Source organism: Flavobacterium aquicola (assembly GCF_003385115.1).
GTDB lineage: Bacteria > Bacteroidota > Bacteroidia > Flavobacteriales > Flavobacteriaceae > Flavobacterium > Flavobacterium aquicola.
In genome coordinates this window covers 267,333-281,670 of sequence record NZ_QUNI01000003.1, presented here as the reverse complement: position 1 = coordinate 281,670, position 14,338 = coordinate 267,333, and the positions used below count along the sequence as shown (strand labels likewise).

General features: G+C 35.6%; 21 protein-coding genes. 16 read left to right on the top strand and 5 right to left on the bottom strand.

Annotation, left to right across the window (positions count from 1 at the left end):
- The first annotated feature begins 7 nt into the window (after positions 1 to 7).
- The 16 genes from C8P67_RS06375 to C8P67_RS06300 all read left to right on the top strand — a co-directional run bounded on the left by C8P67_RS06375 (position 8) and on the right by C8P67_RS06300 (position 8,769).
- The gene (locus C8P67_RS06375) at positions 8 to 2,170 is read left to right on the top strand and encodes a DDE-type integrase/transposase/recombinase (RefSeq protein WP_115811519.1); all 2,163 of its coding nucleotides are present in this window, start codon (positions 8 to 10) and stop codon (positions 2,168 to 2,170) included.
- Between the two features lie 17 nt (positions 2,171 to 2,187).
- Positions 2,188 to 3,114: an ATP-binding protein gene (locus tag C8P67_RS06370; RefSeq protein WP_170141419.1), complete on the top strand. Its 927-nt coding sequence runs from the start codon at positions 2,188 to 2,190 to the stop codon at positions 3,112 to 3,114.
- Positions 3,111 to 3,425 (top strand): hypothetical protein, encoded by a 315-nt coding sequence (locus C8P67_RS06365; RefSeq protein WP_115811516.1) that lies wholly within the window; start codon positions 3,111 to 3,113, stop codon positions 3,423 to 3,425. Before C8P67_RS06370 ends, C8P67_RS06365 begins: the two co-directional genes overlap by 4 nt.
- 3 nt (positions 3,426 to 3,428) lie before the next feature.
- The gene (locus C8P67_RS06360) at positions 3,429 to 3,722 is read left to right on the top strand and encodes a hypothetical protein (protein ID WP_115811514.1); all 294 of its coding nucleotides are present in this window, start codon (positions 3,429 to 3,431) and stop codon (positions 3,720 to 3,722) included.
- Between the two features lie 5 nt (positions 3,723 to 3,727).
- Positions 3,728 to 4,369 (top strand): DUF3164 family protein, encoded by a 642-nt coding sequence (locus C8P67_RS06355; protein WP_115811512.1) that lies wholly within the window; start codon positions 3,728 to 3,730, stop codon positions 4,367 to 4,369.
- A 17-nt stretch (positions 4,370 to 4,386) separates the two neighbouring features.
- Entirely contained in the window at positions 4,387 to 4,602 is a 216-nt protein-coding gene (locus C8P67_RS06350) for a hypothetical protein (protein ID WP_115811510.1), read from the top strand.
- A gap of 75 nt (positions 4,603 to 4,677) precedes the next feature.
- Entirely contained in the window at positions 4,678 to 5,301 is a 624-nt protein-coding gene (locus C8P67_RS06345) for a hypothetical protein (RefSeq protein WP_115811508.1), read from the top strand.
- Position 5,302: 1 nt separating this feature from the next.
- Positions 5,303 to 5,704, top strand: a complete 402-nt coding sequence (locus tag C8P67_RS06340) for a hypothetical protein (protein WP_115811506.1) — start codon at positions 5,303 to 5,305, stop codon at positions 5,702 to 5,704.
- Positions 5,705 to 5,780: 76 nt separating this feature from the next.
- On the top strand, positions 5,781 to 6,011 hold the full coding sequence (locus tag C8P67_RS06335; protein WP_115811504.1) for a hypothetical protein: 231 nt from the start codon (positions 5,781 to 5,783) through the stop codon (positions 6,009 to 6,011).
- Positions 6,012 to 6,257, top strand: a complete 246-nt coding sequence (locus tag C8P67_RS06330; protein ID WP_115811501.1) for a DUF3850 domain-containing protein — start codon at positions 6,012 to 6,014, stop codon at positions 6,255 to 6,257.
- A gap of 1 nt (position 6,258) precedes the next feature.
- Positions 6,259 to 6,489, top strand: a complete 231-nt coding sequence (locus C8P67_RS06325; protein WP_115811499.1) for a hypothetical protein — start codon at positions 6,259 to 6,261, stop codon at positions 6,487 to 6,489.
- Positions 6,486 to 6,821, top strand: a complete 336-nt coding sequence (locus C8P67_RS06320) for a hypothetical protein (RefSeq protein WP_115811497.1) — start codon at positions 6,486 to 6,488, stop codon at positions 6,819 to 6,821. The genes C8P67_RS06325 and C8P67_RS06320 overlap by 4 nt, the downstream gene beginning before the upstream one ends.
- A gap of 147 nt (positions 6,822 to 6,968) precedes the next feature.
- Positions 6,969 to 7,400, top strand: coding sequence for a hypothetical protein (locus C8P67_RS06315; protein WP_115811495.1), 432 nt, complete (start codon positions 6,969 to 6,971; stop codon positions 7,398 to 7,400).
- Positions 7,401 to 7,411: 11 nt separating this feature from the next.
- Positions 7,412 to 7,645 carry a hypothetical protein gene (locus tag C8P67_RS06310; RefSeq protein ID WP_115811493.1) on the top strand — a complete coding sequence of 78 codons (234 nt, stop codon included), beginning with the start codon at positions 7,412 to 7,414 and terminating at the stop codon, positions 7,643 to 7,645.
- 195 nt (positions 7,646 to 7,840) lie between these two features.
- On the top strand, positions 7,841 to 8,176 hold the full coding sequence (locus C8P67_RS06305) for a hypothetical protein (RefSeq protein ID WP_115811491.1): 336 nt from the start codon (positions 7,841 to 7,843) through the stop codon (positions 8,174 to 8,176).
- Positions 8,176 to 8,769 carry a hypothetical protein gene (locus tag C8P67_RS06300; RefSeq protein WP_115811489.1) on the top strand — a complete coding sequence of 198 codons (594 nt, stop codon included), beginning with the start codon at positions 8,176 to 8,178 and terminating at the stop codon, positions 8,767 to 8,769. Before C8P67_RS06305 ends, C8P67_RS06300 begins: the two co-directional genes overlap by 1 nt.
- Here the strand turns inward: C8P67_RS06300 and C8P67_RS06295 are convergent.
- The 5 genes from C8P67_RS06295 to C8P67_RS06275 form a co-directional block, all read right to left on the bottom strand.
- A complete protein-coding gene (locus C8P67_RS06295; RefSeq protein ID WP_115811487.1) occupies positions 8,766 to 9,281 on the bottom strand; it encodes a hypothetical protein in 516 nt (171 codons plus the stop codon). The genes C8P67_RS06300 and C8P67_RS06295 overlap by 4 nt on opposite strands.
- On the bottom strand, positions 9,281 to 9,796 hold the full coding sequence (locus tag C8P67_RS06290) for a phage virion morphogenesis protein (protein ID WP_115811485.1): 516 nt from the start codon (positions 9,794 to 9,796) through the stop codon (positions 9,281 to 9,283). The genes C8P67_RS06295 and C8P67_RS06290 overlap by 1 nt, the downstream gene beginning before the upstream one ends.
- Positions 9,797 to 9,798: 2 nt before the next feature.
- Positions 9,799 to 11,550: a phage tail tape measure protein gene (locus C8P67_RS06285; protein WP_115811483.1), complete on the bottom strand. Its 1,752-nt coding sequence runs from the start codon at positions 11,548 to 11,550 to the stop codon at positions 9,799 to 9,801.
- A gap of 113 nt (positions 11,551 to 11,663) precedes the next feature.
- Positions 11,664 to 13,001, bottom strand: coding sequence for a PBECR2 nuclease fold domain-containing protein (locus C8P67_RS06280; protein WP_115811481.1), 1,338 nt, complete (start codon positions 12,999 to 13,001; stop codon positions 11,664 to 11,666).
- Entirely contained in the window at positions 12,928 to 14,331 is a 1,404-nt protein-coding gene (locus C8P67_RS06275) for a phage portal protein family protein (protein WP_115811479.1), read from the bottom strand. Before C8P67_RS06275 ends, C8P67_RS06280 begins: the two co-directional genes overlap by 74 nt.
- Positions 14,332 to 14,338 lie beyond the last annotated feature (7 nt).

Below are 14,338 nucleotides of genomic sequence, written 5' to 3'. Positions count from 1 at the left end.
CTAAAAGATGCAACTTTTACCTAACGACATCCTAATTCGTAATTATAAAGACGGTGAAACCTTATGGGTATCACAACGCCTTGTATTACAAGTTTGTCAGGTAACTGAGGAGTATTTAAGAACTAGAGCTAGAGCATTATTCAAAAAATCAATTCAAAAAGGTTACAAATACGGTGACTTTTTACCCAATACAGGAAGCGCATGGCGCTGGGGCAAAGCAAACGGAACGTTCTACTACGACTACGAATGTTTACCCGACCGAAAACCTACGCATTACCGTTCAAAATTTGGTACAAAGCACGAGCTTCTACAAGCGTATGAAGCTCTGCAAAGTTCCGATAAATCAAACAAGCAAAACCAAATTACTAACGCCATTCAGGCACAAGTAAAAACGTTCCTTGACAATACTGACATACACCATTATATGTATAAAGCTATTGTAGCATTCAATCAAAATCAGGCACAAGAAATGGCAACCGCTAAAGCTTGGTGCGTGTGGATGAATCAACAATTAGAAAACGACAATTTCAAGGCTTTAGGCATCAACAAAAAACAAGACTTCTATCAAGTTTGCACGGATATAGTTGCACCAATGAAACTAGAAGGTTTCAAAATCAATTCAGCCGCTTATTTGCGTAACAAACTAAATGATTTCGCCTTAACGGATGGCTTGGAACAATTGAACTTCTTTATTTCTAGCAAATACGGAAACGACAACGCTCTAGTTGTGGGTAAATACCCTTTACTAGACGAATCAACAGGGCAAATATTCCAGTTCGATATACACCAAGCAATGATGTTCAATTTGTATATGAATCCGGGTGCATCATCAAAAGAGTACATCCGTACACTTTGGGAGCGTGATTATTGCGAGGATGTGCAAGAATTCGACTTACAGCCTGTGGCTTATCGTACTTTTTGCCACCATTTAACACGCTTCAATAACCAAATTTTGACAGCAAAAGCACGTCACGGTGAGGAATACTATAAAAAACACGTACAGACTTATGTTACTTCCGAACCTTTAAAATTCGCTCACTCATTATTTGCTGGCGATGGTTCGGGAACTATCAATTATAAATACCAAAAAGCAGACGGCAAATGGGCCACAATGAAACTATATGTTATTCTGATTACCGATGTAGCAAGCAAATTCATAGCGGGATGGTCACACGCCCCAATGGGTTCACACAAAGAGACTGAAAAAATGACCAAAGATGCTGTAAAAATGGCAATTCAAAACGGTGGCAATCAAACGATGTTCGAATTCATATCCGATAATCACGGGGCTTTCACATCAGCAGAAAGTAAAGCATTTTTAAACCTTGCTTTCAATAAAAGACGAACTATTGAAGCGGGTAACTCACAAGCGAATCCAGCAGAAACCCAATTCCGATTGTTTAAACGTAGTTTAAAAGACATTAAAAACTTCCTTTCAACTTCGTGGGATGCAGGAATAGAAGGTCAAGTAAATCCCGATCATTTAGATATTAAAGATTTACCAACTTTTGAAGATGCCGTAATTCAAATGCACGAATTAATCAAACGTTGGAATCAAACTCCACTTCGTGATAAGGTAACACCAACCGAAAGATTTTTAAACAAAAACCCACAATGTCAACCATTAGAACCTGTAGTACTACGCTATTTGTTCGCTAAACATACCAAAGTCGATGTAAGCTATATGCGTGGTTATGTAAATGTGTATCGTACCAAAGGATATTCAGATAGTCAATTATTCCAATTCGAAATACCAAGCTATAGCGGTGCTGGAACTGAACTTATTGCTAAAGCAACTGGTTACACCACAGGAGCGGAATTAAAAGTGGTTTGGGATGAAGAAATGGCAGACCTCTACACGCTAGACGGTAAGTTTATAATGAGTTGCCCTCGTGTTATTGGTGCAAGCCAATCACATGCCGAATCTTCGGAATCTGGAACTAATGCATTAGGTAGATTGTTGAATAGAAAAAAAGAGCAAACTCAATTTGTAGATGATTTTGCAACGAGTTTAAATGAAGTTACAGAAGGATTGAACTACGTGCATTCTATGGCACTTGGTGGAAATAAAGAAACTTATAATTCAGAAAAATTAAATAACGAGAATACTAACCTTAAAAAAGCTACCAAACAGAGAGTAAATAGAGACTTTAACGACTCTGAATGGTAACATTAAATTTCAAATCTATGGCAAAGTTAACACAAATTCAGAAACTTGAACAAATACCTACAGCAATCGAGGTGTATTTGTCCGAAAACAACGCTAATCAAGTAGCATTAGCAAAATTGGCAGGCATTGATAAAGCCTATGTGAATCACATTTTAAAAGGAAATGAAAACATTGGCAAAGCAAAAATTGCCGATAAGTATTATGAAGCTATTGCTCTAGCAATTGGTTTCAAATTAGAAAAAACCTATTGGCAACACTTCAACACGTTCAATTTCAAACAATCAATTATCACTTTTGAAAATGCACGTGAAAAGAAAATTAGATTAGGAGTTGATGGCGATACAGGACTTGGAAAAAGCTACGCAGCTGCTAAATACAAACAAAAGTTTCCTTCACAAGTATTCCTAGTTAAATGTTCAGGAATCGAAAACTCCAAAGAGTTCGCAATCAATTTAGCTACCGAAGTAGGTGTGACTACTACAGGAACTAAAGGCGCAATTATCAAAAGAGTGTGCGAGAAAATCAAAAATCTAGGCAATAACCCGATGTTAATTATTGACGAATTCGAAAACTCCAAAGCAGGAAACATCCCAACCGTTAAAACCATTGCAGACGAATTACAAGGTTATGCTGCAGTAGTTGTTATTGGTATTGATGTTCAAAAAATGCTCGAAAAAGGGTCTGAAAGTCGCAAAAACGGATTTATCCAAACTAACCGTCGCTGGTCATTTGGCTGGACAAATTTAGACCCATCCATTGAGGAGGATATCACGCTTATCTGCCACGAATTGGGAATAAATAATAAACCCACAATCAACTGGCTTTTAAAAAGAGTAAAAGACTTTGATTCGCTTAAAAACATTTGTACCACGGCACTCGAAGAAGCCGAAATAACAGGTCAAGAAGTAACTATCTCATTGTTAAACGAATTATACCCATTATGATAACATTCTATCCCTCCAGCAATCTATTAATCATCAGAAATGATTTAAGCAAAATAATAAAAGCCTACAGCGGTGCAATTGCAAGAACAATGTGGCAAAGTGAAACAAAGAATGATATAACTCCTAAAATTCAAGCTATGACAGTAACTAAACAATGGTTAGAAAACAAAATTAAGGAACTCAATGATTGGCTTTTTGATAATGAAAAAGGCAATCATTTTGAATATGCTCCCAACAAACATAAACGAGATTATTATGTACGAAAGCTGATAGAACTCGAAGAAAACCAACTGGGAACGATAAAAGTTTAGTCTATGAGAGAATCATTTGTAAAAAAATCATCCAACGCCTTTTTTGAAGGCAAAAAAGCCAAAGTTTTAAATGACATCAGCAACATTGGCAAAGAAACTATCAAAGCAGGAACTACGGTAATTATTGAAGGTAAAAATTGCCGAAACCGTCTTTATCTAAACGTAAAACAAGGCGCAATACACATAAACGGAGTTGCTCCTTCAGATTTAGAACTCCTGAAAGAATCAGAAACCGAATGGCCGATAGAAGCCGATACCCTAGACTTGAGAGAATACGAATTTAACATCATAAAATAACAAAAATGGAAGCAACAAAACCAATATCAGAGTACACAGCAGCCGAATTAAAAGAACTGGCAAAACAAAAAGAAGCTGTAGAGCAAGAAAAACAAATTAAGCGTAAAAAAGCCTACGATACGGACAAAGAGAACTTTTTAAACGAGGTTGCCACAAAATTTACAGAGGTAAAAGGAATCCTTTTATCACTTAAAAACGATACCATTAGCCACTCCGAAAACTTCAATGCATTGAAGTACCAACTAGAAGATAAAGCGGTTAAAGAAGCCAAAAGTTTCGAACTTAAAAACGACAATGTAAAAATTGTAGTCGAAAATCAAGATAAGTTTGATTTCAATGACACCGCAATCGTTCATATCAATGCCATCAAGGACATTTTTAGAGAAAAATTCGAATCTAGAAACAAAGGCTTTTACAATCTTTTAGATTCAATTCTAATGAAAAATTCAAAAGGAGAATACGATGCCAAACTATTAAACAAAGCCCGCCGTCAAGCCAAAGAATTAGGAGATGAGGCATTAATGGAGGAATTCGACAAACTGAACGATTGTCTTGTAGTGGTCGGAACTGCAAAGTATGTGAGAGTTTATACCAAGGATGATAAAAACCGCTGGAAAGATGTTTCCTTGAGTTTCTCTAGCCTGTAATTTAAAAAATAATAAAGATGGGAACAACAGTTTTTTTACACCTAATGAAGCATCATATAGATTTTTTAGCTCCTGTTATAGAAGCTAGAATGAAGCTTTTAAAAAATAGAATAGTTAAACAAAATGCTGATGATTGGTACGACCTTGATGAGAGTCAAATTCATAGTAAATGTATTGATAAAAGCCTTGAGTTTGAACGGCTAAATCAAGTTTTAAACGAAATATACAAGTAAGATTAAAACAATCCCGAAGGGCATACACTTACGTTCGAGTCGTAAGCGGGAGCGAAAAATGAAAAATTAATACAAATGAAAGCAATCGGAATCACACAATTTCTGGAAAAGTCCTTCGATGTTTATGAATTGGAAGGCGAATGGTTAGACAGTTTCGGGCAAATTGAAAAAAATTTCAAGATGTCTGTAACTGGTGAATCAGGTGGCGGTAAAACCGAGTTGGTTGTCAAACTTATCAAGGAATTATGCTTAAAATTCAAAACCAAAGCAGATTATTTCTCTTATGAGCAAGGGCATTCCAAGTCGTTGCAATCCGCTATCCAACGCAATAACATGGAGGATGTAAAAGGAAAAGTAATGTTTATTACAGGCGGTACTTTTGATGAACTTCTAACAAGGTTAAAGCGTAGAGCTTCGGCAAAAATTGTAATAATTGATAGTCAGGATTATTCTGAATTATCAACCAAACAGTACAAAGAGCTTATCAAAATCTTTCCTAAAAAATCATTCATTGTAGTGAGTTGGGCAAAGAACGAAAAACCAAAGAACCAAGCAGCTAGAGACATTGAATATATGTCTTGTATCAAAGTGTTTGTAAAGGATTATAAAGCGTATCCTCGTAGCCGTTTTGGAGGCAACAAAACCTTTGTGATTTGGGATAAAAAAGACAATACACCAGTACAAGGAAAACTTTTTTAAGATGAGAGCAAAAAAACAAACATTCAACACTTTTACAGATTCAGATAGTCCTGTAAATAACTATTTCAACAACAAAAAAAGGGTTGTTGAAGCTCCAAAAAAGGAAAGCGAGCAATCTCTTTCTGCCGAAATGGAACTGATAATGAAACGTAAGCGTAGTGTTATTCTAACGATTGCAACTCATACAGGTATAAAAGAGGCTGACAGCTGGACAAAGTTTAATAACTGGATGCTGAACTCATCAGTTCACAAAAAAACCCTTAATGCTTACGATTATGACGAACTGGATGATTTAACAAAACAGTTTCAGGCATTGAAGGTAAACTTTGAAAATAGTGCCGAAAAGATGGGTACAAAAGCGTGGCATCACGCTACAGGAATCCCGAAACCATCTACTAATTAGGCATAAAAAAAGCCCTAAATAATACTATCTAGAGCCTTATCAACTTGGCGGTTGTAAGCTTCAAAGATAGTATTAAATGGCTTATACCAAAGAAAATTTTTTAAAAAGAGTTCTTGAAATTCAGACTATTGTCTTGCATCATCGCAAGCAAGAACTGTTTTTCAAAGAAATTTTCCATAAGCATATTGAAAATCAGTACCACATCTGTAAAAGAACCTTCGATTCTTATATGGGGATCAATGCCAAAAAAGAACTGCGGGAACTGCGGGAAAAGAAGCAAAATACGAACCAATTAACCCTTTTTTAAATGACACACGAACTCAAAATACATCCTGAATATTACAAAGATGTTCTATTAGGATTAAAGAAAGTAGAAATCCGATTTAATGATCGTAATTACCAAGAAGGCGACCTCTTAATTCTCAATGAATTTGACCCAAAAACAGAAAAATATTCAGGCAGTTTTGAAATTAGAAAAGTGGATTACATCATTCGTGATGTGGCGGGTTTAGCTTCTAGTTATGTGATTATGCAAATTTCAAAACCTTTGTAAGATGAGAAAAATATTAAAAGTAATAGATACATGCCATGATTGTTTTCATTGCAAAGCATTTTTAGCACAAAAAGACAACTATACGGCTACTAAAATTTGTGATTTTGCGAGTGATACTGATAGTAAAGTTCATTCACCTTTTTTATTAGAATTGACAACTTCAAAGGTTTCTACTGCATTACTCATACCTGAAAATTGCCCTCTTGAAGATTATAAAAGTGAAGCATTATGAAAATAAAATTAAACCTAACAGCCGATCAAGTTTTTGCCGTTGCAAAACTTTTACAGCAAGTGTACGACTTGTTTCCTTCTGTTAATTGTGAACAATTATCAGTACGCTCAATAGCTTTTGATTTAGATGAGAAATTCACAGCTAAACGTAAAGTATTGCTAAAGAAAAATACTCTTTTTGATGTAGGTAAAGAGTATGAATTGAGCCTAAAATATCATGAAGCGGTTGCTTTGCGAAAAATCATTTCCAACTTAATAGAAACTGTAAACGATGTTAAAGCAACCAATGATTTAAGAATGTTATATCACTTTTTACATCAAAAAACAGCCTAATGCATACTAAAAAAATAAGGTCAAAACCTCTCGACAAATCAGAATCAATATTCGAATACGAGGCACGACTCAAGAAAGAAGCAATTGAAATAGCAAAGAATTTCGTTCACACCAAACCAGTAAAGTATTTATTAAAATAGCGAGAAAATGGATTTAATCACTTACAAAGTAATCTTTAAAGAGACAGCAGACGAATGGTTATTTCAGTACCGAAAATCAGACGGTATAATTTACAATTTCATTAATCTAAAAGGGAATAGAATTATATCATTATTGGCAAATAACCAATTTCCTGAAAGTACTAAAATGATGGAAGAATGGACTAAATACAAAAAAAAGATAGACATCAAGCTTGTGCTGGATGATTATAAGTTTGAAACTTTTTGGGACAAATATGACCTCAAGCAAAAGAAAGAATTTGCAGAAAAGGCATACGACAAACTAACATTAGTCGAAAAAATAGCCTGCTTCGATAAACTAACCAGTTATGATGCTTATGTCAAAGCAAAAGGCATTAACAAACAGTTATTAGTCACTTGGATTAATCAAAAACGATACAACGATGAATTTAAAATTTAAAACTAAATACTATGTCAAAACTCACTTTTAAAACCAAGCCACCAAGAAAAGGATGTGTGAATCATCAGAGCTTTATGACTCATGAAACTGTCAATTTAAGAGATAAATATCCACCTTCTGAAGTACAGAACAAAGCTCACAAAATTGTTTCTGAAACAATGTGGGAGCTAATAAGAAATCTTAAAGAGCTTGGGTATGATGAAACAAAAGTTGGGTTTTATATACATTATTTAAACAACATTTAAACAAATGGAACAACATACTCAACTTTTGATAAAAGCAGAAAAAAAAGAATCTTTTTCGAAAGGATTATTAATCGGTTTTAGCCTTTCAGGATTTCTTTTCTCACTATTCTTACTTTTTTTGTTTTATAAATAGTTTAAAACCGCTTGTAATTCAAGCGGTTTATTTATTTTTGATAACCTTTAAAATATATTCAAATGAAAAAATTACTAATACTTCCATTAATGGCATTCTTTTTGTTCTGTAATTCAGAACCAAAATATACTAATTGCATCGAAACATCTTTCAATTTAAACAAAGAAGCTATCAATAAAGTAGTTGAAATTGATACCACAAAAGGCAATTACACCATTGAAATAGCAAACGAAATCAAGATTAACGGCTTTGATGAACAAATAATTTTGAATGATGAAGGAAGTTACCAAGCTACCAATAAAATGAGTGGCGACACTTTAATAATTCAACATTTACCGACCGAAAACACACCATCAAACGTGCTTAAATATGGTTCGGAATATAAATTTTATAACTAATGAAAAAATTACTACTCGTATTACTACTCCTTCCAACGCTTTTAATAGCGCAAAACCGCCCTGATTGGGATTATGATGTACAACAGCCAATAAGTGCTGATTTTCCGCAAAAACTCCCTTTTTACAATGAGTATTTGCCATTGCAAAATACCTATTATGAGCTAAATGTTACTCTGAATAACGTTAGAAAGCTGGTAACGGATCAGTTAAAAATGTACTCAAAACAAAACGCACCATCGGGACTAGGATTTCAATATGAAATTTACACCAACCCAACGCATAGAGAACCGCTAAAAGTGAAGTATAATACATTTACGGCTTATGGCTTGGAGGTTGTAAAATCTATCGAAATAACAGGCGATTTTAAAGATGTGGCGAAGTTGTTTGTTTATATGTACGACACTAATTATTCAGTTAATGAAATGCCAATAAATCAAGCTTCAAAACCGTACAAACAAGATTATGCAGTATTCACGGTACTGAACACTTTGAAAGCTTCAATGGTAATCACAAATACCAAATACAAAGGCGATACTGCCAGTTTTATAAAGGATTTTAACAAAGCAAAAGAAGCTTTAAAAACGCCAAACTAATCAAATTCATACGTTAGATTTTTATTTAAATCCAGTTTATCATAATCACCCGCTTGGTACTTATCAAGCGGGTTTTTTCTGCCCTTAAATGAGCATTCATAAGTCAATAAATAAATATCAACAATGCTATCCATTTTATTAAACCCCTCCGAAACAATTTCGAGTTTTCCAGTAGTTTCACTTTCGATGGTGCTGGCTATTGCATCTATAGTGGCAATGAAATCTAGGAACTTCAAACCAAGATCACGATTAAGCGAAATATTAGACGTATCACGCAATTGCTCATAACAGCAATAGAGCGTTACGGTGGCGGTTGGCGGTTGTGATTTATAATCTATATCCCAATCGGCTAACAAAGCGGGTTGGCTAAAGAGTTCAAAGTTTTCTTCAAACTGATCCTGTCCTGCATAAATGTCGATATAAAGGTTTGGTGCGATGCCAATAGCCGTAAACTTATCCTTGTTTTCTTGTTTGCCAAATTCGGCTATGAGTTTTTTGTAAAATGTATTCATTACTTTAAAATTTCAGTTATTTCACGTTGTATCAATCGTTCTAATCGTCTTCCTAATACGGCTGATTCGCCTATAAATCGCCTTTCAGGAAGCGTTATTTTACGTTTACGTCTAAAGGCTTTTACTTGATGTTCCCGCCCTTTTCGCTTACGGCTGTGGGCTTTTACATTGACAGTTGTATTGATAACAGCGCCTTCGTTGTGAGCTTCAGCATACGGAACATCAGTGCCAATGGTAACGCTATTGCGGGTTACTTTTATCTTTCGAATGGAACGTTTCAAACGCCCGGACTTTACCATTAATGAGCCTCGTGAAGCGGCTCTTTTTTGCTCTTCGCTATGCCATTCAGGCGATGGTTTACGAGCTTTCCAACGAGTAACACTTTTGTCAACCCAATTTTTACGGACAAATCTTTCCTTAGTGAAATTGACGGCTTCGATAGCGGCCATTTCAGGAAACTTTCGATACAGTTTTGAAAGGAGGTTTAATTTTCTTAAAAAATCTGGACTAATCATAATTAAGCGTTTTCTGCATTAATAATAAGTCGTATAAACATTTCTTTCATAAACGCTTCTACATCATCCTTGGTCATTCCAGCATAAGCACTTTGAGCTACATTGATACCGCCTTTATTGAACGAATCTACGTTTATAGTAATATTACGCACTTGGTTGGCTTGACCTGCTACCTTACTGATGTTTTCGCCTGTTTTTTTGTCTTTTTTCCCCGATGGCGTTAGTTTACCATCAAGAACTGGAGCTTTTAAAAGCGGACTTGCAGGAGCATTACTTACTGGTGATGTTGGTCTAGTTTTTGGGTCGGTTTCTCCTGGCGCAATTAAGTCTAAACTTTTGCGCAGGTCTTCTATTTTTTTTGCTCCAAAATTAGCAATAGTTCCCATACCCGGTATTTTAGACACAAGTTCTAAAAGCTGTTGCATAGGCATTAATAAAGCATCTAGTAATACAACGCCTATACGCTTCAATCCTCCTAAAATACCTTCAGTTTGAAAAGCTTTTTTAATACTTTCCCAATGGTCGTAGAGTGATTTGAAAGCACTTATTACCATACCCACAGGCCCTAAAAATAACATTAATGATGCACCCCAATCATCCCAATGTTTTATTGCTACAACCACAATTCCAATTAAAGCGGCAATTCCAACTATAATTAATCCGATTGGGTTCATAGTCATAGCTGTATTCCAAAGCCATTGTGCTGCAGTTACAATTTTGGTTGTTAATCCAATTCTAGTCAGCATTGGAATCATTGAAGCTCCTAAACTGATTATACCGCTTATAGCCATACTACTCATGCCTAAAGCCTGAATTAATGGCATCCAACCGCCCACGCTTCCAGCAATAGAGCTTTGTAAGTTTGCTACCCAAGTTTTAAACCCTTCATCAGCTGATTTAAATGATTGTAATTTATTCGGGTCTAGTTCCATCGTTCCTAAGCCTAAAATAAATGACATACCTGCGTCTTCTCCAGCTCCTTTGAAGATATCCGTTAGAGCTAATTGTTTAGCTTGTGCAGTTGCTCCGTTCATTGCTTTGGTAATCATTTGTACAGCTTCAAAAGAGGTTTTGCCTGCTAAATCTTTTACACCTAAACCGATGCCTTTTAATGCATCGAGCTGGGCGGGTCCCATTTCTTTTAAACTCAAATTCGCCTCTTTTATCGAATCGATGGCCTTATCCGAAAATATGCCTTGTTTGCCTGCATTTGCCATAATAGCGAGCATTTGTGAGGCATCTAAACCGAGTTCTTTTATTTGTGGACCATATTCTTTGAACTGGTCAAGCATATCGCCGTTAAGGTTTGCGCCCTTTTCATAACCCGCCTGAAGCAATGCCAAATTACTTTCAAAACTGCCTCCAATTTGTTTAGTCATCGCATTGGCCGCTTTGGCAATTTCAATACTGTCTTCATTATAAATTTTGCTTATTTCATGGATTTTAGCCCCCATTTCTTCAATATTAGAAACATCCATTTGCGACAATGCTGTTTGAGTGTTGCTGATATCATTAGTGAAATCAAGTTTTTCAGAAACGCTATCAAACAACTCCGTCATTTGATTGATTTTAACAGGGTCAAAAGCTTCTCCAATATTGGAAAACACTCTGATTTGTTGCATATTGAAGCTTTGGAGTTTTCCTTCCATCTTATCAGTTGCAGCGGATAACTTCGCCTGTACTTGTGACAGCTTGTTGTTAAAGAGCTTGTCGCTCAATTCCATCAATAGCTCTAATTTTGATTGTTTTGCCATTGTATTTTAATTTTTTTATATCTTTGTGTCAGCAAGTAAAATTATGCCTCTAACATTAGCGCTCACTGAGATAAGGAATGCAAAGCGTGAAGAGTTCAATTTAATTGAGGGTGTTATTTTACCGCTTTCCTTAAAAGCAGACCTTTACGTAAGTTTAGGTCTTCTTTTTTTGCTTCATACCAAGTTTTTACTTCCAATCCTTTTGCGTTCATTTCGCAATCAATTACTAAAATTTTATCGTTGTAAAACTTCAAGTACCTGGACTGAAATTTCCCGTCTACTTTATCTTGAGTATTATACCAAACTTCGTCAGGTTTGTTAAGAGCATCTTTGATATGCGGGAATAACTGGTGTCTGTTCTCATTCGGTTTTACATACTTCCCTTTTGTGTGAAAATCAAAGTTCTTTTCAGTTAAGATCATCTTACGTCCGTAGTAATCTTTAAAGCCCATAAAAGCCCCTGTTTTGTCCTTTTTAAACAATTCCTTTACATTGTCTGCAGTAATGCTTTCGTCAAGTGAAATAGGGTTTAAATCTGATTTAAACGAGTCCCATTTTTTTAGATCATACTTGTCAAAAGTCATGTCATTTAGCTTTTCGGGTAAACCTTTAATATCGCTGTAAAACTGTTTTTTCGTAAAAACTTCTTTTATATCACCCCGATTAATATTGAATTGACTTTCTGACCATTTCGCATTTTCAGCGTTCAGCATTTCTTGTGCGGTCTTTCCGCTCATGACTTCGCCTTCCTTTGGTGTGCGATTGTATTGCAAAAACTCACAACGGCAGCCATGACCGTTTGGCGGGAATAACTTCATAGCTTCACGGTCGCTTAAATTGAATATTTTGCCATCTAACTTGCGGTGTTCGTCTCTTACTTTGGAATCTCCTGCATCCTGATATATAACAAATGATGTTACAGTGTCCTTTTCGGATAAAAAGCGGTGATACGCTGCGGAATTTTGACCTACTGCAATGGAAAGATTGTATTCCGTAGTTAGATAGTTTTGGTTTAAATTGGCTGTTCGTTCATTGGCCAGTTTCTTAAAATCGGATTCTGATCGGATTTCGTTTTTCTCCTGGTCTATTAGCAAGTCAGTCATTGCTGCCAAACGTGCTTCCGTCTTCGATGCAGAAAATTCAAAAAGATTGTATTCCATCAATTGATATGCTAGACTATCGGGTGTATTAAACCCTGCAATAGTGCCGTAACCCGATTTTAAACCGCCTACCAGTTCCAAAGCTTCAGCAACAATTAATTGTCCTTCTGTTCCTATGGTTTTCTTTTTATTCCATATTTGACCAATCAATTGATTCGTTAAATCATCAATTATTTTTGAACTGGCTGATGCTGTAGGTACGCTAGAACCACAACAGCTATGATGAGTAATCTTTTTTCCAAGGTTTATTGGCTGGATTGTTAATTTCTTTGTTGGTATCTGATATTTCATGTTCTTTTAGTTTTGAAACGGCTTCTAAAATTGGCGTAAGCATTGCCATAAATTTGCCGTTTTCGAGTTTTGCTTTTATTTCTGATTGGGATAATCCTTCAAATTCTGACATTTGCTTTTTACCCACAATTGGAATATTGAAAGTTTCAGAAATCCAATCCTGTTCTACTTCATAATTTTGCATCAATCCCTGAACAATAGTCCAGTATTGGATTAAGTCTATTTCTTCCTTGCTTTCAATCCATTCAAAAACATCATCATCGGATAAATAGTTATAACCTTGCAATTTCAATAACGGAATCAATTCATCGTTAACTGTAAACGTAATATCACGTCTATCAGCCTGACTGATTTTATAATCTAAGGAACGTTCGTGTACTTCAGTATTCGAGCGGTTGGACTCATTAGAACCAAGTGTATTTGAACCTACAAGCACACCCGCAATTTCATTGCTATTATGTTCAATGAATTTTGAATAAACATTAAACGCATCGGTTCTGTTGGCTTCGTCAAACTTGATTGTTGTTCCTTCAGGGAATACTCCGACTGAAGCTTCAGCTAATGCCAGTAATTGTTTTTCAACATTGTCAATGTGTGTAGAGTTGTTATTATTAGTGGTTGCTGAAATTAATGGCATACCAAACTTTTCGCAAAATTCCGCCCACGATTGTGCTACGTTTCGCTTCCAAATCAAGTTAGGAATGATATCATTGATTAATCCCAAATGATTGTCGGGATTCAATTCTATAACCCACGGTTTGTAAATTGGATCATCATACTGAATGAAGTTTTTGTCTTTACCCAAATCAGGATAAATCCGCTTTTGGCTCGGTACGGTGTTACGAGGTGGTACAACTGCAAATTTGATACTATGACCATTGAACTCTAAAAACTCAATAATTCGAGTTCCTAAAATGATAGAATCAAGTTCCGTGTTTAAGTATTTGTAAAACCATTTTTGCTGAAATAGTTCAGAACCCAGTTCGTTAATTTCGCCGGTCTTTCTATTTCTAATTTGAAAGTTGATACTCAAAGTAGCCGATTTACGCAAAAGCACTTGTGTTTTGTATGTGCCATCAGTAACCAAATCATCCTGTAAATCAAAATAACGATTATAACGAGGCGTTTCGATATGCTCGATAGCCGTCAATGACATTCGCCAGGACTGAATTTGTTTTCGGCTTCGGTCTTTATAGGCTTTCGCAACCTGCATAATGATGCCGTTGGTGTTTTGCTTACCTGATTTTAGCGGTTGGGTATCGGCTTTTGCTACAGGCGCAAAATTTAGCCGTTGGTTGTTCTTAATTTTATTCAATGCGTTTCTTTTCATAAAATGT